At 56.7% G+C, this 21,333-nt stretch carries 9 protein-coding genes; 6 read left to right on the top strand and 3 right to left on the bottom strand.

The window, feature by feature from the left end; genetic code table 11:
* Nucleotides 1–13 precede the first annotated feature (13 nt).
* From R6X40_RS29725 to R6X40_RS29745, 5 genes are all read left to right on the top strand, one after another.
* On the top strand, nucleotides 14–10,090 hold the full coding sequence (locus tag R6X40_RS29725) for a DUF5801 repeats-in-toxin domain-containing protein (protein ID WP_318418616.1): 10,077 nt from the start codon (nucleotides 14–16) through the stop codon (nucleotides 10,088–10,090).
* Between the two features lie 591 nt (nucleotides 10,091–10,681).
* Nucleotides 10,682–12,043: a TolC family outer membrane protein gene (locus R6X40_RS29730; RefSeq protein WP_412178494.1), complete on the top strand. Its 1,362-nt coding sequence runs from the start codon at nucleotides 10,682–10,684 to the stop codon at nucleotides 12,041–12,043.
* Between the two features lie 17 nt (nucleotides 12,044–12,060).
* Nucleotides 12,061–14,220 (top strand): type I secretion system permease/ATPase, encoded by a 2,160-nt coding sequence (locus tag R6X40_RS29735; protein WP_318418618.1) that lies wholly within the window; start codon nucleotides 12,061–12,063, stop codon nucleotides 14,218–14,220.
* A complete protein-coding gene (locus R6X40_RS29740) occupies nucleotides 14,217–15,509 on the top strand; it encodes an HlyD family type I secretion periplasmic adaptor subunit (RefSeq protein ID WP_318418620.1) in 1,293 nt (430 codons plus the stop codon). Before R6X40_RS29735 ends, R6X40_RS29740 begins: the two co-directional genes overlap by 4 nt.
* A 1-nt stretch (nucleotide 15,510) precedes the next feature.
* A complete protein-coding gene (locus R6X40_RS29745; RefSeq protein WP_318418622.1) occupies nucleotides 15,511–16,173 on the top strand; it encodes a ribbon-helix-helix domain-containing protein in 663 nt (220 codons plus the stop codon).
* Between the two features lie 306 nt (nucleotides 16,174–16,479).
* On the opposite strand, the gene R6X40_RS29750 is transcribed toward R6X40_RS29745, so the two are convergent.
* The gene (locus tag R6X40_RS29750; protein WP_318418623.1) at nucleotides 16,480–17,925 is read right to left on the bottom strand and encodes a sensor histidine kinase; all 1,446 of its coding nucleotides are present in this window, start codon (nucleotides 17,923–17,925) and stop codon (nucleotides 16,480–16,482) included.
* Between the two features lie 208 nt (nucleotides 17,926–18,133).
* On the opposite strand from R6X40_RS29750, the gene R6X40_RS29755 reads away from it, so the two are divergent.
* Nucleotides 18,134–18,787, top strand: a complete 654-nt coding sequence (locus R6X40_RS29755) for a response regulator transcription factor (RefSeq protein WP_318418624.1) — start codon at nucleotides 18,134–18,136, stop codon at nucleotides 18,785–18,787.
* Between the two features lie 113 nt (nucleotides 18,788–18,900).
* Here the strand turns inward: R6X40_RS29755 and R6X40_RS29760 are convergent, their stop codons facing one another.
* Together R6X40_RS29760 and R6X40_RS29765 are read right to left on the bottom strand one after the other, a co-directional pair.
* On the bottom strand, nucleotides 18,901–19,554 hold the full coding sequence (locus tag R6X40_RS29760) for a response regulator transcription factor (protein WP_318418625.1): 654 nt from the start codon (nucleotides 19,552–19,554) through the stop codon (nucleotides 18,901–18,903).
* Entirely contained in the window at nucleotides 19,523–20,974 is a 1,452-nt protein-coding gene (locus tag R6X40_RS29765; RefSeq protein ID WP_318418626.1) for a sensor histidine kinase, read from the bottom strand. The genes R6X40_RS29760 and R6X40_RS29765 overlap by 32 nt, the downstream gene beginning before the upstream one ends.
* Between the last annotated feature and the right edge of the window lie 359 nt (nucleotides 20,975–21,333).

A 21,333-nucleotide genomic window follows, 5' to 3' on the forward strand; every position in this document is an offset into this window, starting at 1 on the left:
CTCGTCCAATGTCGTGTTCTTTGCGTCGGTCTCCGATGTTGCCAACGGCACCTATGACTTCACGCTGGTCAAGCCGCTGGACCATGCAGCCGGCAATGGCGAGAACAGCCTGTCGCTGACCTTTAACTACACCGCCACCGATAGCGATGGTGACACGAGCAGCAACACTTTCACCGTCAACGTTATCGACGATGCAGCGGTTGCCGCTGCTGGTACCGCATCGACGGTCGAAGACGAAGCCGTCAACGGCGGCAACAACGAGGTCGATGGCCTTGCAGCTGGTGTCTCCGGCGTCTCGCTCAATATCAACTGGGGTTCTGACAACGCCAATGCTGGCGGTCTGAACGACCGTTCGGTCGCGTTCACCAACACCACGGTTGCGGTCTCCGGCGCTTCCGGCGAAGCTTTGACCTCGCTCGGTCTGGCGGTCAAGACGGTTCTGATCGACGGCGTCCTGGTCGGCTACACCGGCGAAACAGCCCCGACGGCAGTCACCGGCGAAGGCTCTGGTAATGTCGTATTCTTCGCGTCGGTCTCCGATGTTGCCAACGGCACCTATGACTTCACGCTGGTCAAGCCGCTGGACCACGCAGCCGGCAATGGCGAGAACAGCCTGTCGCTGACCTTCAACTACACCGCCACCGATAGCGATGGCGACACGAGCAGCAACACCTTCTCCGTCAACGTTATCGACGATGTCGCCACGATCGGTACGCCGTTTGCGGGCGGTGTTGTGGAAGAAGAGCAGGAGGAAGTTGCCGGCGTCGGCAATGAAGACGGCGGTGGCGCTAGCGATAACGATACTTTGCTGAACCCCTCACGCACCACGCACGAGGCAGGAGGTTCACTGGCCATCTCCTGGGGTTCGGACAATGCCAATGCTGGCGGCGTTAACGATCGTTCGGTCCAGTTTGGCCCCAGTGCCATTACCAATTTGACCGCTCTGAACCTCACCTCCGATGGCGATGCGGTCAAATACACCACGGTCACGGTCGCTGGTCAGCAAATCCTGCTTGCTTATACCGGTGCGGTCGCTCCGATCGCGGTTCCGGCCAGTAGTTCTGCAGCGCTTGCTGCCAATATCATCTTCTCGGTCGCTCTGTCCGACGGTGGCCATGGCTCCTATGCATTCAGGCTCTACGACACGCTGGATCATCAGGGGTCGGTTCAGGGCGAGGACAGCCAGATACTGAGCTTCCAGTTCACCGCCACCGACAGCGATGGCGACACGACCGAGCCGAAAAGCTTCTCGGTCAGCGTGATCGACGATCAACCGATTGCTTTGGGCACCATCCTGCCTCGCTTTGTTGAAGAAGAAGAACTGTCTGGCGGCAACGAGGATACGAGATCCGGGACCCTCGGAGCGGATCTCGATGGCATCTTTGGGAATGTGACCGGCAAGTCCGCCGGCGGTCCGCTCAACATCTTTTGGGGTGGTGATGACGGCAACAAGTTTGTAAACGGTGGCTATGCCGGCATCCAGATTGCCGGCGACCTCTCGGTTGTGTTTGCCGATGGCACCGGCGCTGACCGGGTTCTAACGGCAGTGCAGGCTGGCGAATTCCTGTCGGTAAGTGGTGGGGCTGGCGCGGTTGCGCTTGGCTCGTTGAGCTCGGCTGGACAGGCGATCACCTACACGCTGTCTGCCAATGGCACAGTGCTGACAGCTTCGGCCGGAGGTCAGGCCGTGTTCACCGTCACTCTGTCAGACACAGGTAGTGGCCGCTACGATTTCGAACTTAACGGCGTGCTTGATCATCCGGTCAAGGCGTCGGGTGCGGCCAACGAAGATGTCCTGTCCTTCAAGTTCATCTTCACGGCTCGCGATGGCGATGGCGACATCGTCAAGAATACGTTTGAGGTCAAAGTCATCGACGACAGCCCGGTGATTGGCACACCAGAGGCCGGTGCTCTGACAGAAAACACGGTTCAGGTGCCGCTTGCCAACGGCAGCTTCGAAACAACATCGCTCGTTGCTGGCGCTCCGGGCGTCAATGTTGACTTTGTCAAGGGCAATTACACCTACGGCAGCCCGGCTGGCTGGACAATTTCTGGCGGCACGGGCGGCGTCTATGCACCGACCGGCTCGATCGTTGATGCCACAAACCATGCTGGCGGTAACGTCGTCTGGTTGCGGGAAGGCGCGATGCTGGCGCAGGATACGGGCGAGATCGTTGGTGAAGGCGAGAGCTACACAATCCGCCTGAACGTCGCAGATCGGACCGACCAGGATTGGCCGGGTGGAGAAGTGCGTATTGTTGCAACCGACGGCGTCAATACCATTATCTTGGCTTCGCAGACGTTGCCGACACCCGCCAATGGGACTTGGACATCGGTTGAGCTGAATTCGCTCGCGCTGACTGCGGCACAAGCCATTGCGCTTGCAGGCTATCATATCCGCATCGAGATCCAGCAAACGTCGCCAGGCAATGGCAACCAGATTCTCATCGATAATGTCGAACTCTCGACGATGCCTGCGCTGTCGGATACGGGTTCGCTTGCGATCAATTGGGGTGCCGACAACGATCCGGGGCTTCGCTCCGTCTCGTTTGACGCGAACCTGTCAAACAACACGGCAGTCAATACGGCCAACGGGCCACTGACCTCCAATGGCAAAGCAGTCCTGCTGGTGCGCATTTCCGCCACCGAATTGGTGGGCGTCGCCGACGATGATGGCAACGGCTCGGTCGACGCGAACGGCCGTGTCATCTTCAAAGTCACTTTGGACGATGGCGCAGTGGCTACCGACAAGGGAACTTGGACCTTCAAGCTGCTCGACAACATCGACCACGGCCAAGGTGCAAACAATGCGAGCCTGGGACTGACCTTTGGCTTCTCCGCCACTGACTCGGATGGAGACAGCATTGGTGGCAAGAGCTTCACAATTGCGCTGTCCGATGACACCCCGGTCGTTGTCGGCTCGGTGACAACTGGCCTGACACTCAACGAAGACGACCTGCAGTATGGCACGGACGCTTCGAAGGAGGCGCTCTCTGCAACGGGAACATTGAATATCGATCTAGGTGCCGATGGTGGCAAGGTCGCGCTTAGTGCTACCGGTGCTGGCTGGGACGCCGGAAAGTCGACCCTGTCGGCGCTCGACGGTTCGTGGAAGGTCGTCCTCAACGGTGACGGTACCTACACCTTTACCCTGCTCAAGAACACGCTGCTGCATGGCCCGAACGTCAACAACGGCGAGAACCAGCTCAACCTGACGATCAACTATGTTGCGACGGACGGTGATGGTGACACCGTGCCCGGAAACTTCACGGTCAGCATCATTGACGACGCCCCGGTTATTAACGGAGCAGCCCAGACGGGCGCATTGTCGGAAACCGGCCTGCCATTCGTCTCGTCCACGTTCGGTAGCCTCAACATCGATCTCGGCGCCGACTACAGGAACAGCCATGTCAGCATCGGCCTGAACGGCAACGGTACCCCGATCATCAATGCCGGCCTGACATCCGATGGCGTCGCGCTCGAGTATCTCGTGCGGACAACCAATGGCGTCGACCAGGAACTGGTTGCCTTCAAACAGGGTGACCCGGCTGGTGCTGCAAATCCGGTCTTCGTCGTCTCCGTTCTGCACAATGGCAGCTTCGCAGCCACCCTTTATCAGAACATCGACCATGCGAACGGCAGCGACTCGCTGACCCTCAATATGTCTGCCCGCGTCTATGACGGTGATGGCGACTACGTCGATCAGTCGTTCAAGATCGACATCCAGGACGACCTCCCGACAGCAGCCTATTCTGGCAACGTCGTAGTAACCGAGAATGCATCCGGTACGGTGTTTATGCCGCAGACGGCTTCCGGCCGCTTCATCTTTGATGGCGGCGCCGATGGCGCCAAGGTCACGTCGCTGGCCTATGGTGCAGGCAGCAACGCCACTGGCATTCTGGCCTATGACGCCGATGCGGCTGGTCCTGGCGTGACGCGGGTTCCGCTGACATCAGCGGGGCGGCCGATTTCGGTCGAGACCTCTGCTGATGGCCTGACCTTGACCGGCAAGACGGCAAGTGGCGTGACGGTGTTTACCCTTCATGTCGATAATGCGGCGACAGGCGAATACACGTTCAAGCAGTTCGCAGCCATAGATCATCCGGATGTGAACGAAGCGGGTGCCGCCGATCCGTTGCGGATGCGCATCAACTTCACCGTCACAGATGGCGATGGCGATCAAGCCAGCGGCCACATCCAGGTGGATATTCGCGACGACGCTCCGGTCATCAATGGAGCGGCACAGTCCGGCAACCTGTCGGAGGCTGGTCTGGCCTCTGGGATCAGCCTTGTTTCCGGCAGCCTGAACATCGATGTCGGCGCGGATTACCGGAACGGCCATGTCAGCATCGGTTTGAACGGTAACGGTAAACCGATCATCAATGCCGGTCTGACATCCGATGGTGTTGCGCTCGATTACATCGTGCGGACGACCAACGGCGTCGACCAGGAATTGGTTGCCTTCAAGCACGGCGATGTCGCCGGCGCCGCAAACCCGGTTTTCATCGTCTCCGTACTGCACCCCGCCAGCTTCGTTGCGGTTCTGTATCAGAACGTCGATCATCTTGGCGACAACGATGCCAGTCTGGTCCTGAACCTGTCGGCTCGGATCTATGACGGTGACGGCGATTACGTCGATCAGCCGTTCACGATCAGCATTGCCGACACCGTTCCGGTTCTCGTTTCCGGAACGTCGGTCTCGGGTGATGTCGCCGAGGGCACTTTGGCCCTCGATACGCAAACTTTTGCTTCAGGCACGATCAACCAAGCAATCCCCGATTTGGCCACCATCACATCTAGCATCGTAGTGCCGACCGGCGGGACGATCCAGGACTTGAACGTCTCCATCAATCTTCACCACACGTTCATGTCGGATCTCGAGATCACCTTGATTGCACCCGATGGCACGCGTGTCATTTTGGTCAACAACAACGGTAGTAGTGGCGATCCCAATGGTGTCATCAAGTTCGATGACGAGGCTGCGAATAGCTTCACGTCGGCTAGCGCGCCATTTGTCGGCACATGGCGTCCGACGACCTCAGCGCTTTCGCTTCTCGACGGAAAAGACATGTCTGGAACGTGGAAGCTCGAAATCAAAGACGAAACTGGGGCTGACGTCGGCACGCTTCGCGACTGGGGCCTAGAGATACAGTCGTTGCAAGTGGTTGGCACGTCATCGACCAACGTCAATCTTTCCTCGCTGGTTTCGGTCGGCGCGGATGACATCAATGGCGGCGCGGCGTTCTCGCTGAAGACCATCTCAACTGCGGAAAACCTTGGCACTGTCATGGCCGGTGGCCATCAGGTCAAGATCGTCTCCGATGGCACGACACTGACCGGTTATGCCGACGGTGCGCCTGGTACGCCGCTGTTCACGCTGAAGGTTTCAGCGATCGGTGTTGCAACCTTTGTGCTGATTGGCGAACTCGATCACGGCGTTGGTAACAACACGCTGAGACTGGATCTCGGCGCCTATGTGCAGGCTGCAGACGGTGACCACGACGTGGTGACAATCGGTGGCGGCAGGTTCTTCGTCAACGTGGCCGACAGCCTGCCGACGGCAACCGACATGACCGCAGCCATGGGCGAAAACGAGAGCAAGAGCGTTACCCTGATTGAAGGCGTTCACTTCAATTTCGGTGCAGACGAAATTGGCACGGCCTTTTCGTTCGGTACGCCGAGCTATACCGGCCTGCCGGCTGGGATAACTCTCGGCACACCGGCCATCACCTTCGACACTGTCAACCACAAGATCTCGATCGTGCCTGGCACGGCATTCGATGTTCTTGCGGCTGGCCAGACCGTGGTGATGCATATCCCTTACACGGTTGCCGATGGAGACGGCGACACCGTCACCAAGGATATAGCGATCACCATCACCGGCACCAACGATATCCCGGTGATCGACCTCAGCACCACGACTGCGGGCAATGATGCGTCGACAAATGCAGTCGAGCAGACGGCGCAACAATTCGCCTGGCAGGCCGATCTTTCTGATGTCGACTCACCGAACCTGACCTCGATGACGCTGACACTTGGCAATATCCAGGACGGAGCATCCGAAACCCTGTCGCTGAACGGGGCTGCGACGGCCGCTGCGGTGGGCCTGACGGTCACGTTCAACGCTGGTGTCTTGCAGATTACCGGTCCTGCGTCGGTTGATCGATATGAAACCATTCTGAAGAACACCATCTATCTCAACAGCAGCGACAACCCGCATGTCGCAATCGACCGCACCGTGACGGTGATCGTCAACGACGGCATCGCCAACAGCGCGCCGCAGGTTGCGACCATCCATCTCATCGCCCTCAACGATGCGCCGGTGCTTGCAGGTCCTCTTGCAGATACTGTTGCCGAAGGCGCCATCCTGACGCTTACGTCTGCCAAACTGGGCTACACAGATCCGGACAATGGACCCACAGAAGTCGTGTTCCGCGTGTCCAATGTGCTTCATGGTGTGATCACCAATGGTGGCGCTCCGGCGACCTCGTTCACGGCTCAAGAACTGAATTCCGGCCTGATCAAGTTTACCCATGATGGCTCGGAAGGTCCGACAGCATCGTTCAACGTTGCCGTTGAAGATGGCAATCAGGATGGCTCGGTACCAACTGTGGGAACGTTCAATTTGACGGTAACCCCGGTCAACGATGCGCCGGTAATCGACCTCAGCACCACGACTGCGGGCAATGATACGGCGATCAGCGCGGTCGAGCAGACGGCTCAGCAATTCGCCTGGCAGGCCGATCTTTCTGATGTCGACTCGCCGAACCTGACATCAATGACGCTGACGCTTGGCAATATCCAAGACGGATCATCCGAAACCCTGTCGCTGAACGGGGCCGCGACGGCCGCTGCGGTGGGCCTGACGGTCACCTACATTGCCGGTGTCTTAAAGGTTACTGGCAGCGCGTCGGTTGATAGATATGAAACTATCCTGAAAAACACCATCTATCTCAACAGCAGCGATAACCCGCATGTCGCGACCGACCGTACCGTGACGGTGATCGTCAACGACGGTACTGCCAACAGCGCGCCGCAGGTTGCGACCATCCATCTCATCGCCCTCAACGATGCGCCGGTACTCGCAGGTCCTCTCGCGGATACTGTTGCCGAAGGCGCCAGCCTGACGCTCACGTCTGCCAAGCTGGGTTACACAGATCCGGATGACCTGCCGAGCGGTGTGGTGTTCCGGGTATCTAATGTGGCCTTTGGAACGATTACCAACGGTGGTGCTCCAGCGACCTCGTTCACGGCTGCGGAGTTGATCGCCGGCTTGATCAAGTTCAATCATGATGGCTCGGAAGGTCCGACAGCATCGTTCAATGTTAGCGTTGAAGATGGCAATGAAGATGGTTCGGTACCTGTGGTCGGGACTTTCAACCTGACGGTAACGCAGGTGAATGATATCCCGGTTATCTCCTCTGGCTCCACAGGCAGCGAAGCCGAGAATTCCGCGACCTCCCATGTTGTCTACCAGACTGTGGCGAGCGACGTCGATCCGGGCGCATCGCTGACCTATTCGCTAACCGGCGCTGATGCCAATCTGTTCCATATCTCATCGACGGGTGCAGTGACCTTCAAGGCATCTCCGAACTTTGAGGCGCCGTCTGATAACGGCGGCAACAATGTCTATGACATCATCGTCAATGTGACGGACGGTGCGAGCGCGGCAGTGACCAAGGCTGTTGCTATTTCGGTTACCAACGTCAACGAAGCGCCCGTCATAACATCCGGTGCGACAGGCACAGAAGCTGAGAACACGGCGATCTCCAACGTCGTATACCAGACGGTTGCAAGCGATCCGGAGGGAGTGGCTCTGACCTATACGCTGACGGGAGCCGACGCCAATCTGTTCACTATCTCCGCGACAGGTGCGGTGACATTCAAGGTGTCGCCAAACTTCGAGGTGGCGACAGATGTCGGTGGCAACAATGTCTACAACTTCACAGTCAATGCTTCGAATGGCGTCAATCCGGCGGCGACAAAGGATGTGGCCGTTACGGTGACGGATGTGGCCGAAAACATCGCACCGGTTGGTGTTTCCGATCGCATCTACACCAATGCCTCGAGCGCAGGTTCGGGTACGAATGTTGACGTCATGCATGCATGGTTGCTGAAGAACGATACCGATGCCAACGGCGATGCCCTCAGCATGAGCAGCTTCAGCTGGGCGAATAATTCTGGCGTCGAGATTGTTCAGGCATCCGCCTTTGACAACGGCGACACACGGATTGTTGTCGATTTGAACCAAGGCGGATCCGGTTTGTTCCGATACACCGCTACGGACGGGTCTGCTTCGACGTCCAATGTTGATGTGTCCGTCCTGCGTAGTTCAGATAGCGAATCCATCCTTGGAAGCAACGGCGACGATATCCTCATCGATACCCGGTCCTCGGGAACGGTGACACTCGATGGCGGTGCCGGGCGCGACTTCATCATTGGCGGCGGCTCCGATAACACGATCATTGGCGATCAGAACGATTATCTGATCAGTGGCGGTGGCGGCACCGATACGGTCAGGGTCGCCTCGAGTTTCACGAGCGCAGGCGATGCTCAGATTGTTGGGGTGGAAGCCTTCACTCTCACAACGGGCACCACGCTCAACCTCGCGAACCAGACGGAAGGCTTCAAGATCCTGGGGTCTTCCGGTATCGATACGATAACGGGTGGCGCTGGAAACGACACAATCAATGGCGGTGGTGGCAACGACATCATCAACCTTTCTGCGTCAAACGCGGACCGGGATCAGATTCGCTTCGCCACCAACACCGGCAGCGACACTGTGAATGGCTTTATCACAGGGCAAGACAAAATTGGTCTCTTGGACGGCAGCATCTTCGGCCCGGGGCCTGGCGCTGTTGCTTTTTTGAGTACCATTGGTTCATCCGCAGGAGCGGGATTAAGCTCTAACGATTTCGGGAAAGCTGCAAGTATAGCTTCTGTCGGTTTCTCTCCGGTTTCGCAGGTTATTGCCATAACGAGCGGGCAGAGCGAAGCGCAGATATTGTCGGGTTCGGCGTCCATCTCCAATTCTTACGTTGTTGTTTATAACAGCAATGCAGGGGCCGCCCAGATTTGGTTTGATACAGATTGGAGCAATGCTGGGAGCCGTTCGCTCATCGCCACTTTGAACGGCGTTACCGCCGCGCAGGTTGCTGCACTGACCAGCAGCGATTTCGTCGCGTATAACAGCGCAACGGACCCCATCATCCTCGATCTCGATCACAATGGCTTTGCGTTTTCATCGATCGAGCACGGTGTTACCTTCGACATCGATGCCGATGGCAAGGCCGACAAGATCGCCTGGACCAAGGACGACGCGATCCTGGCGTATGATGTCGATGGCAACGGCAAGATCGACAATGGTTCGGAGATCTTCACGCCGAGCTTTAACGGAGGCAACCATGCCGGCGGTTTAGCGGCTCTTGCCACCCTCGACAGCAATGGCGACGGTAAGATCGATGCGCAGGATGCGGCTTACTCCAAGCTCTCCGTCTGGATTGATGCCAACAACAATGGCATCAGCGATGCTGGTGAACTGTCGAGCTTGCTGGACCACCATATTGCGAGCATCTCGCTTGGTGCGACAGTGGTTGATGGGCAGCAAGACGGCCAGTCCGTTCTCGCCGAAGGTACGTTCACCCTCGACAACGGCTCTACCGGCAACTTCATCGAAGTCGGCTTCGACACCATCTTGGGCGATGGCACCTTCGGGACTGCAGGCGATGACATCCTGGCTGCGGGTCTTGGTCACTACAGCATGACGGGCGGCGCTGGCGCCGACACCTTCGTTCTGGATGCCGATGCCTTCAAGGGGATCGAGCTTGCTGATGTCATCACTGACTACAAGGCTGGTGAGGGCGACGTCCTGGATGTGTCCAACCTTCTGACGTCCTTGCTCGGTCACGAGGCAAGCGAAGCCGATGCCTTGGCGAACGTGAAGACGACCGTCAACGGTGCTGATACCGTGGTCAGCGTCAACGATAATGGCGCATGGCATGATGTGGCAGACCTTCAGGATTACACATCGACCGTCAAGGTTCTCTATGATGACGATCACAATACAACGTCAGCATCCCATTCTGTATAACTAACGAATGGGGATTGACCCTGAGAAAAAGAAACGCGGCCGAAAAACCGGCCGCGTTTTATTTTGGAATTAAGGTTAAATTTCAATGGCGAGTCGACCTTAAGTTTTTACGTGTAGAATGATATTTGGCGGTGGAATTCAATATTGATATGTAGTTTCCTCTCGAGGAAATGACTGGTCTCTGTCGCAGAAATGCAACTATCCACTGGGAAGATTCTTCCCGAGAGAAATGGCCCAAAAATGGACAGGCTAAAAGAAATCAGTTGTCGTATGACTGCGCTCGGGTCGACGAAATGGGGGATTCTTTCTTTCGGTTATTTTCATGGAAGAGAATGTTAACCAGTCTTGATCGGTTATTTTATAATAAAAACTGTGTATATTTATATGGATCGCTGATCCATATCGTAGATAGAGAATGTAAATATTTGTATCGGGGATTTTCCTCTTGGGATTCATGAGCTTTGTTCTTGGGTGGGACGGCTCTGTGCACGGCTGGGAGTTGGGGAAGTGATGAAGATGAAAAGCGGGCTGATCGCTGTTTTGTGTGCGACTGTGTCGTTTGGTTTTGTTCTTGGCGGTACCGCAGAGGCGATGAGCCTGAAGCAGGCGATCGATAAGACATTGAAGACCAATCCGCAGATTCTGCAGGCGACGAAAAATCGCGAGGCCGTAGAATTTGAATTGCGTCAGGCGCGCGGCCTCTACCTGCCCTCCATTGATTTGGAAGCTGGAGCCGGCAAGCGCCGGCTTGCGAGCCCGACATCCGGTGGTTTGTCGTCCAATCATGACAGTCTCTCTCCGTCCGATGTCAGCTTGAGCATCACCCAGACGCTGTTTGATGGCGGTGCACGGCGCGCCGAAGTTAACCGGCAGGCCTCGCGCGTCGATGGCGCGTCGTTCCGGGTTGTTGAAAGATCAGAGTCCCTCGCTCTTGAGGTCGTTCAAAGCTATCTGGAATATATCCTGCAGACCCAGATCGTGCAGGCTGCCAAACAGAATCTCGGATTTCATCAGCAGATCGTTGGCGATATCAGCGAGAGCATCAGAGGCGGCGCCCTGACCGATGCAGACGGGATTCAGGGAAGAGAGCGCCTCGAAGCGGCGAGCGCTCGTGTGATCGAGGCGAACCAAGAGCTGGAAGCAACGAAGATCCGGTTCCTGAAGGTTGTCGGGGAGCAGATCAAGGACGTGCAGACCCCAGGGTCAGTCGCGAAATATCTGCCGCGCACACTGGATGATGCGATCTTTATTGCAACAAAGGCCAGCCCGCGGATCTCGTCGGCGGTGGCTGACATCGATGCTGCCGATGCAGGTGTAATGGGTGCCCGGGCAAATTATCTGCCGAAGGTCAATCTCGAAGCAAGCGCTTCGACCGGTGATGACATCAACGGTGATACCGGAAATACCAATGACCTGCAGGCGCGCGTTGTCGCCCGCTGGAATCTCTATCGCGGCGGCATCGATATCGCCCGCGAACAAGAACAGATCCGCCGCGCAAGCGAGCAGCGCGAAGTGCTGCATGAGACGCATCGCGAAGTCGAGGAATCAGTGCGGTCGGCATGGAACGAGCGCAAGAGCCGTGGCGAGCTTGCCGCAACCCTGTCGCGTCAATCGAAGACAAACGCCCAGCTGGTTTCGTCCTACCGGGAACAGTTCAAGGTCGGACAGCGGTCGTTGCTCGACGTGCTGGACGCACAGAACACCCGCTTCAATACCAGTGTCCTCTCCGACACGGCCCGGTTGGCCGCGCTGTTTGCCGAGTATAAAATTCTGGCGGCATCCGGAAAGCTGGTGGCAACCATGGGCCTGAAGCCGATGGACCAGGCGACTGAATATGCCCGGCAGGAGTTTGGTGTTCCCGCCACTGTTCAGGACGCCAATTATGTCGAGCTTGATTCCCATCAGAGCGCTGATATGCCGTTCGATCTGCTTGCCCCCATCCGGTCCCAGTAACCGAAAGGCGCTGGGCAATGCTCAACATAGCGATGGAAAATACCGGTGCCATTCCGTTGCGGAACTTTAAAACCGCGTTCAAGTCGGTGGCGACCTATTTTGGTCGCCCCGCTTCGGACACGGTGCTTTTTTCCGGTTTGCCGGATGAGCTGACGGAATCGCTGGAACTGGATGATGTCGAGCGGATCGCCGAGCGCATCGGCCTGCAAGTCCGCAGGATCGAAGAGCGCGATTGCCGCACCGGAAACTTTGACTGTCCTGCGGTGGTCATCCTGCCAGAGGGCCGTGTTCTTGCGCTTCTCGATCGGGATGAGGATGGCGCATATCTTCTCGATATGGTCGCCAAAAATGGCGCCGCCATTCGCCTGCCAGGCGAAAAATTGACCACCTTCAAGCCCTTGGCTGCCTTGGCCTTCAGCGTGTATTACGTCAATGCGACCGAGGAAGCCCATGTTGGCAATGCCGTGGAGATCGAGAAGCGCCATTGGCTGGCGACAACGCTGATCCCCTATTGGCGGACCTACATGCGCGTCATCGTGGCTGCGTTGTTCATCAATATCATCGCGCTCGGTTCACCGCTATTCACCATGAACGTCTATGACCGGGTTCTGCCAAACAAGGCGATGCCGACCCTATGGGTGCTCGCCATGGGCATTACGCTGGCCTACCTGTTTGACTACCTGCTGAAGACCGCGCGCGCGACGTTGATCGACTATGCCGGACGCAAAGCCGATCTGCGGCTGTCACAACTCATCTTCGACAAGGTGCTGAACTCGACGCTCGCGTCGCGGCCGATGTCTACCGGCGAATATGCCAACCGGGTGACGCAATATGAGTTCGTGAGGGAGTTTTTCACCTCCAATACGATCGGCGTTTTGATCGACAGTGCCTTTGTGTTCATTTTCCTCCTCGTCATTTATTTGATTGCTGGCTGGCTGGTGGTTATACCTGCTGTTGCTTTCATTCTCACTGTCATCGTCGGTCTCGTTGCCCAGGCCAGGATCGGCAAGAGCATGGCGACAGCCGCAAACGAGGCCTCCCGGCGGCAGTCTCTTTTGATCGAGACGATTTCGACAATCGAGACTTTGAAGAGTCTGAGTGCAGAGGCCGGCATGCTGCGGCGCTGGCAGGAGCTGACGAAGAATTCCAGCCGGACGAGCGAGAAGATCAAGCAGATTTCCGCCAATGCGGTCAATGCGACGACTTTTATCCAGCAGACCGTTGGGACGCTGATCGTCATTGCGGGCGCATACGAATTCGCCGAAGGCCGGATCGCCATGGGTGCGATCATCGCCACCGTTATGCTGGCGAGCAGGGCAGGCGCTCCGCTCGGGCAGATCGCCATGACGCTTGCCCGTTTCAGGCAGGCAACCATGTCACTCCGAATTCTGGACAAGGTGATGGAGCAGCCTGATGACCGGCCGTCCACCGCGGGCTTCGTCAACCGGCAGATCAAGCAAGGCAGCTTCCGCTTTGAAAACGTCTCGTTCCAATATCCGGGTTCCGATTATCCGGTGATCGATCAGTTGTCTTTCTCGGTCTCGGAAGGCGAGAAGATCGGCATTATCGGTCGCATCGGATCCGGCAAGACGACGATTGGCCGACTACTCGACGGTCTTTATCTGCCCACGTCGGGCCGTCTGTTGATTGATGGCGTCGATATCCGCCAGTACCATATGGCGGAAGTCAGGTCTGCCGTCGCGGTTGCCGGGCAATCGTCCGATCTGTTTTCCGGAACAGTCAAGGAGAACCTGCTGATGGGCCGCGCGGACGCGACAGACGCGGAGCTTCTCGATGTCGCGCGTATGACAGGTGTTGATCTTTTCGTGGGTAATCATCCGCGCGGTTTCGACATGCCGGTAGGGGAGCGCGGAAGCAATCTGTCCAGCGGCCAGAAGCAGGCCTTGGCAATCGCCCGGTTGCTTCTCGTCAAGCCCAAGATCGTGTTCCTTGACGAGCCGTCAGGCGCGATGGATCTCGCCAGCGAACGGCATCTAATCTCCCGGTTGAGCAGCGCGTTTGGCCCTCAGACAACACTGCTGATCGCCACCCACAGGCATAGCATGCTCGAACTCGTTGACCGTCTGATCGTCGTAGACAAAGGCCGCATCGTTGCTGATGGTCCAAAGGCTGCAGTCGTCGAATCGATGCAGCGCGCCCGCCCGGTGCCGGCATGAGCACCGCCAACATCGACAACCCGCCACTCCTCGCCCGTGCCATCCTTGGTATCGTGGCACTGTGCATCGTCTGCTTCGTGGCGTGGGCGGCGTTTGCCGAGATTGATGAACTGGCACGCGGCGAAGGACGGGTTATTCCTGTCTCGAAGACGCAGGTCGTCCAGACGTCCGAAGCGGGCATCGTCCAGGAAATCGCCGTCCATCTCGGCCAAGTCGTCCGAAAGGGACAGTTGCTCGTCCAGCTGCAAAATACCACCACCGAATCGTCCCTTGGCGAATCCGTGGCAAAGGCTCGCGCGCTGGGTGCCAGAGTGGCGCGCCTGACGCTGGAGGAGGCGGGCGACTATGTCACCAATTTCGCCTGCCCGCCGGAAATCCTGGCTGTCGCTAAAGACGTTTGTATCAACGAACAAAAACTGCTGGACGCCAACCGTGCGAGCTATCGAAACAAGGTGAATGTGCTCAACGAGCGCACCAAGCAGAAGCAGAACGAACTCAGCGAAGCGTATGCCAACATCAGCCATCTCAAGCAGAACATCGAAGGCGCCGTACGCCAGCGTGATCTGATCGCGCCTCTTGCCAAGAAAAAGCTGATCGCCGAAACGGAGGTTTTGAAGGTCGAACGCGATCTGACCGACCAGCAGGGGCAGTTGAATGTCTACGAGGAAAGCCTGGTGCGGCTTCAGGGCAGCATCGAAGAGGCAAAACTCCTCGTCAACGACGTATCGCTTGAGCTGCAGCAGCAGGCCTTGACGGAGAAGGCGCAGGCGCTGTCCGAGCTCTCGGTCGTCGATGAAACGATCCGCGGAGCAACTGACAGGGTCAAGCGCACGGATGTACGCTCGCCCGTCGACGGCATCGTCAACACGCTTGAGGTAAATACGATTGGCGCCTATGTCGATCCGGGCAGTGTCATTGCCGGCGTCGTTCCAACCGCAGATACCCTGCTCGTTGAAGCCCGCATATCGCCGCGTGACGTGGCCTTCCTGCGCCGTGGTCAGAAAGCTGTCGTTAAGGTGACGGCTTATGATTTCTCCATCTTCGGAGGGCTGGATGGCGAGGTCGCCAACATCTCCGCCGATAGTTTGGTCGAAAAGGAAAAAGGCGAGACCTATTACCTCGTCCAAGTGAAGACCGATCGCTCTGAACTGGAACGGAACGGACAATCCTATCCGATCATGCCGGGCATGGTAGCTTCGGTCGAAATCATGACGGGTCGCAAGACGATCCTCAGCTATCTCCTCAAGCCGATCAACAAGGCGCGCTCGGAAGCGCTGACGGAGCGTTGATATGGCGCTGGAGGATGCCGGACCAGTCAGGGAAGTGGCTCCGCCAATGCTGGAAACGCGCAGCGTACTGCCGAGGATCGCTGCCGAGGAGGTCGAGCCACACTTCAAGGCCGTTGGCGGCAGAACAGGCGAACGCCGAGGCATCCGCCTGGAACGCATTTATTGGGACGGCTTGAGCCACATCGCAGCGGGATCAGGTGTGAACACGGCGGATCTTGTCGAGTGGGCTGCCAGCCAAATTCCCGATTCCAATCTTGCATCATTGCTGCGAGCGATCACTTTCAAGTGGGCACTCTGCCGCATTGAGCTGCTCGAGGCAAAAGCATCGATGGCCAATTTGAATGCCATCGTTCAAGCGTCTCCGGCCCCGACATTGGTTCTGACCAGAGAAAGAAAGATCTTTCTGTTCAACGATCCTTTCCTGGCCATGTTGCGCAGCAGGCTGGCGCTCAGCGACAGGTCGCAACTGAAAAAAGGCTTGAGATTTCTGATCGATATCCAAATTGATGACGCTTTGAGAACGTTGAACGCCAATGAAGGCACCATCATCAAGACCGGCTTCAGTATCGGCCTCAACTTGCAGACCATGCGGGGCAAAATCAACATTGCCCCGGCGCCAACCCATGAAGATTCGATGCTGATCGGCTACGTGTCTGGGTTCTGAGACTCTTGCCAAAAAATTTGAACCTTGGGTCTGTGGGCTTGCGTCGGCAAAGTGGAGAAGCAAATTGAGATCATAGGCCAGTCTCTCAACCTGCGCGCGGCTTAAATAAACACGCGCCGGGTACAACCGTACGGGATTGTGTTTCCTGTTCTTGGCACTGACTTTTATATGAATTTACACTGTAGCCGTGCCTGATAGTCAATCGAACAATATTGGGCAGGTTCAATCTGTCGCTGCAGCTCGATCAATGTGAAGATTTGTAGCTGTTTGATCCCGGGTTGTGATGATGCATTCAGGCCTCAACATCTAATACTCGCTATTCCCCTTAAGCGGGACGACGACGACAAGCTCGGTTCCGTGCCCGTTTCGCGGTCTTATGTTCAGTGTGCCATTGAAAGCTTCCACTCTGTTATGGATGCCCAAAAGGCCAAGCGACAATCGGCCTTTGCGAGCTTGGGTCTCCCGCAATCCCGGACCGCCGTCACTGACGGTGATGGTAATTGTCGTTTCATCAGCGGCGGCATTGACCTGCTGATCGATCCCGTCTCCATGATGAAATGCATTGTTAAGTCCTTCCTGGATGATGCGATAGAGACAGATCTTGAGCGAACCGGTGACTGATGCCGGAAGCTTCGTGTATTTGGCGTTCACCCGGGTTCCTGTTGTGAACTGATGGCGATCCACCGCAAGTCTAAGGGCCTCCTCCAGCGAAAGGGTCTCGATCTGCGGCATGATGAGCCCCGTCGAAAGATCCCGGATCTGGGTAAGACACTCAGCCGCAAGGCTGGAGGGCGTGAGATGCTCGGGCACTTCTGCTGTACTTTCTGCTCGCATAGCCGATCCTAAGCGCAAAATAAGCAAAGCTAGAAGCTGCACCGGCCCATCATGTAGATCGGAGCCAACACGGTTCAGAAGGCTCTCGTTGGACTTTGCCGCTTCGAGACGGGTCCTGTTGGCGAGTTCCCGCAACGCCGTGTTCTGCTGAGCCAGAGCCTGGGCTTCGGTTAATTGATTTTTTAATCTGCTTCGTTGCATGCCGATAATTCTGTCTGCACGGCTGACGATCGCGTAAAGCGCTGCCAGGATAACGAGCGTCGTTGCGGCAACGATTGACCATGTCCGTCGTTGCACCACATCCATCCGCTCAACGAATTCACTGGCATCTTCGTACACCTCTCCCACCGCGAGCGTGTCTCGGGTCCCTTCGCGATAGATGGGGGCGTAGATTTCGATCAAGGGCCGGTCTTCGGCATGGATCAGATTCCCCTCGTCATCATGCCCGGATTCAAGGTGAGCTACGACCTTGCCAGAGAAAGCCACCTCGACATTCGGCGATGGAAAGGTTTTGCCGATAAGTGCCTTGTCCGTACTGTAGAGGATCAAGCCGTCTCGCCGCCAGATCCGCAGGCTTTCAATCCGTTGCGCCAAGTCCGGATTGATCAGCAGGTCGTCCAGTTCTTTGATCCCCTCAGCTGTGACGGTGGGAACAAGATCGCCCGACTGAACATGCCGCGCGAGAAACCCCTCCATGTAAAGGGCGCCTGAGTCCGCACGGCTTTGGAGCTGGCTGGCCGCCATCTGCAGGCTGACCCATTCGCCCAGGACGGCCATCGACAGGCCAAGGAACAGCGATGCGACCAGCAGGAATTGGGACCGAAGGCTAAGCCGTTGCCACAAATGGGTTAACTGGAAAGTCGCAGATTCTCCGCGTCCGGGATTAGGGACGTTGGTCAAATCATCCGTCGTGCCCAAGGTCATGTCCTCCCTCAGTAAAAAGCCTTAAAGGCCGCCCCCAAATATGCCCTGCAACGTTCGTTATCCGATTGAACTTGCTGTTCGGTTGAGTTGACGACCGCAGCGTCTCAGTTTAGCATCTTAACTAAAACTTAAGTAAGAGATTTAAGAAAACGTTTTGATGAATTAATGTGTAAAACGCCTCAATATAGAAAAGATATTAATCATGACAATATGTGTCGCATTTGTGGATGATCATCCAATATTGCTTGAAGGGATGATTGGCCTGTATTCGATGAAGAAAGATCTGTCGATTGTTGCGCATGGGAACAACGCCGTTGACGCAGTAAAGATTGCCGAGCAGCATACGCCGGATGTTATTGTGATAGATCTTAGCATGCCCGGGGATTCTTTGGCCGCGATCGACATTATCATCAAGACTGTGACGAAAACAAAGGTTGTTATATTTACCGCGACGTCCAGCATCGAGATGGCGGTTAAGGCTTTGAATCTCGGTGTTTCCGGCTACGTGCTGAAGGGCAGCACCACAATGGAACTGCACGAAGCGATTATCGCGGCCTATAATGGCGAGACTTACATGACGCCGGGTTTTGCAACCAAGGTGATCATGTCGATGAAAACTGCCGAAATACGGCAGAAAGCCTTACGGGCCAACAGGCTGAACGCCCGTGAAGAGCAGATCGTCCAGAATCTGCTGCGGGGGCGGACAAACCGGGAAATCGCACAGTGTCTTGATATCAGCGAAAAAACCGTCAAGCATTATATGACGGTTCTCATGCAGAAGCTCGATGTCCGAAACCGTGTCGAGGTGGTGCTTGCAGCGCAAAAGATCGGTTCCTCACCGGATCTTTTGAATTAGCTGGTGCGAACCAGCCATCGCCGATGGCTGTCTGGACGAGGCAATCCCCGCGGTGGAGGAGGGGAATGTCTGTTCGTTATTCCGGTGATGGATCGCCATACGGATGGCATCCGTCATTTTTTCCGATTGAGATACGCGTGCGCAAGCAAGGCCGCTTCTACGCGATTGTGAACGCCGATCTTCTCGAACAGTTTCGACATGTGAAATTTGATGGTCTTGACCTGCACGCCGAGGCGTTCGGCGATCTGGCGGTTGCTATATCCATTTGCCAGCAGTTCGAACGTGCTTCTTTGCTTCGGCGTCAATCCGGAAAGTCTGGAGGCAATAGCATCCGGTTCGGATTTTTCCCGCATCACATTGAAGAGGCGCAGACCGAGGTTGGAGGCGATGTAGGATTTTCCACCCTTGACCATGGAAACGATCTCGATAAGTTCCGGAGCCGGGACACCTTTCAGAACGTAGCCTGCAACGCCGGCATCAAGGGCCTGCAAGATGTCGTCATCCTCCTCAGATACGGTCAGCATCAGGACTTTGACCTCGGGGCAGAGCTGGTGAATGTCTGCGGCGGCTTTGATTCCGCCGCCCGGCATTGATATATCGATCAAGGCCACATCCGGCTGCAGCGTTTCGGCAAGCCTCACGGCATCCAGCGCCGAAGAGCCTTCGCCGACAACCGTGATCTCGTCGCTCAGCGCCAAGGCCTGCACCACACCCATTCGAAAAATGGCGTGGTCATCAACGACGATGACTGACGTTTTCGTGTTCAAAATTCAAACCTCCTGCCAAATCAAGCTGCATTTCGATGCGCATCCCACCATCGCGAAGGGGGCAAATTTGAAGAAAGCCGCCGAGACTCTCGATCCGCTCCCGTAGCCCAAACAGGCCAAGCGTGTCGCTGGGATCGCGCAACGGAGCGGAAAACGTGGATGACGGCCCGGAATTGGAAACTGCCACTTTCAGCTTTGCTTCGGTATAGCTGCATCTGATCGTCAGCCCCTGGCTTCCGGCATAGCGCTGTGCGTTGTTGAGACATTCCTGCAGAAAGCGGAAAACGCAGATCTTGACGGCGTTTGTGAGCGGCGGCACGTCGCCGATGGCTTCAACCACGGTGGCCTTGCCGGTTCGTGCGCGGTGAAGTTTGGTCACACGCTCGACAATGCCTGCGAGTTCCAGGTTTTCGAGCTCGGGCAGGAGAAGCTGTTTGGCGATGGCGCGCAGTTCCCGCAAGGCGTCGTCGATGGCTTGGGCGATCGTCCGGATGACGCGCTCACGGGCGCCGGTTGAATCAGCCCTGCGCAGTTTCTCGATTTGAAGAGCGATGAAGCTCAGGTGTTGCGATGGTCCGTCGTGGAGGTCAGCACCGATATTGCGGATGAACTGTTCGTTGAGTTCGGCGACGCGTGCCGAGGCCCGCTGTGCCCGATCCTTGAGCCTCAAGACCTCGCGCGATGCCAGCTCGGCCTCTTCGGCCCTGGATTTCAGGATCGCGCTCTGGTTGGCGATCAGGCGGCTGCCGCGATGAACGATGCCGAACAGTCCTGCCATGACAATGCTGGTGGCGAGTGCGACGAGCGCCCAGCTTCGCAGCCAGGCGCCGTTAACTTCTTCTTGTAGTGGCGCCGTCTGTTCGTGAATTTCGACAACGGCAATAATTTGGCCCGAGGACGGAACCCGCAGGGGGCTATACACCTCAAGGTAAGGCGTATCGAATTGTCGCGTCACATGCTCGCCAGCGCTCAGATCGGCAAACTGCGCGGCGATCTCGCCGTTCAGCGCGCGGGAAAGGCCTTCTGGAGGCTTGAACCGTTTTCCAATCAGCGCATCGGATCGCGAATAGACAATCGTGCCATCCGGCGTCCAGATTTCAAGGTGCGGAAAGCGCTGGCTGGAGGCCTCATCCGACAACAGGCCATCCAGTTGGCGGATGGCCTCCTTGCTGAGGACCGGTGATGTTGCCAGGTCCAGCACCAGCGGCCCGGTCAGGCTCTGCATGAAAAGCGCCGAGGATACCGCACGGTTTCGAATGACGTCGCGCGAGACGATCTCTCCGAAAAGCCAGCCGACAATCCCCATTGCCAACAGCATGAACAGTCCACCGGCGACAAGAAACTGTGTTGACAGCGTCGAACCCAGGAGCCGGGAAATGGGCAACCGTGCGATCGCTGTGGCGTATGGTTCTAGTCTCATTCTGGCGATGTCCATGGCTTTGTCCAAGCGTTCATGCGCGCATCAATTTTTGCACAAAATCACTTGGATAGCAGTCTCCTTGTTTCCTGCGGCGCGCTATCGCCTATGAATGGATGAGTTTTCCGCCGTTTGAAAGGCCTCCGCAGACTTACGACCTAAGGCCAGCATCGCTTGGACTTTCGGCGGCAACTGCACCGCATCCACAGACCAGCCTTTTTCAGACGAAACGCTGCGTCTCGATGCCGACAAACATCCGAATATTCGTAGGACTTTCCGAAGTTCAAAATCCTCGGTCGACCTGTTCAAATTCAGACTGGACGAGAGCCGTCACAGGGGAACTTCGATCCAGAACTTAGGCG

It is taken from the genome of Rhizobium sp. PL01 (assembly GCF_033447125.1).
Taxonomy (GTDB): Bacteria; Pseudomonadota; Alphaproteobacteria; order Rhizobiales; family Rhizobiaceae; genus Pararhizobium.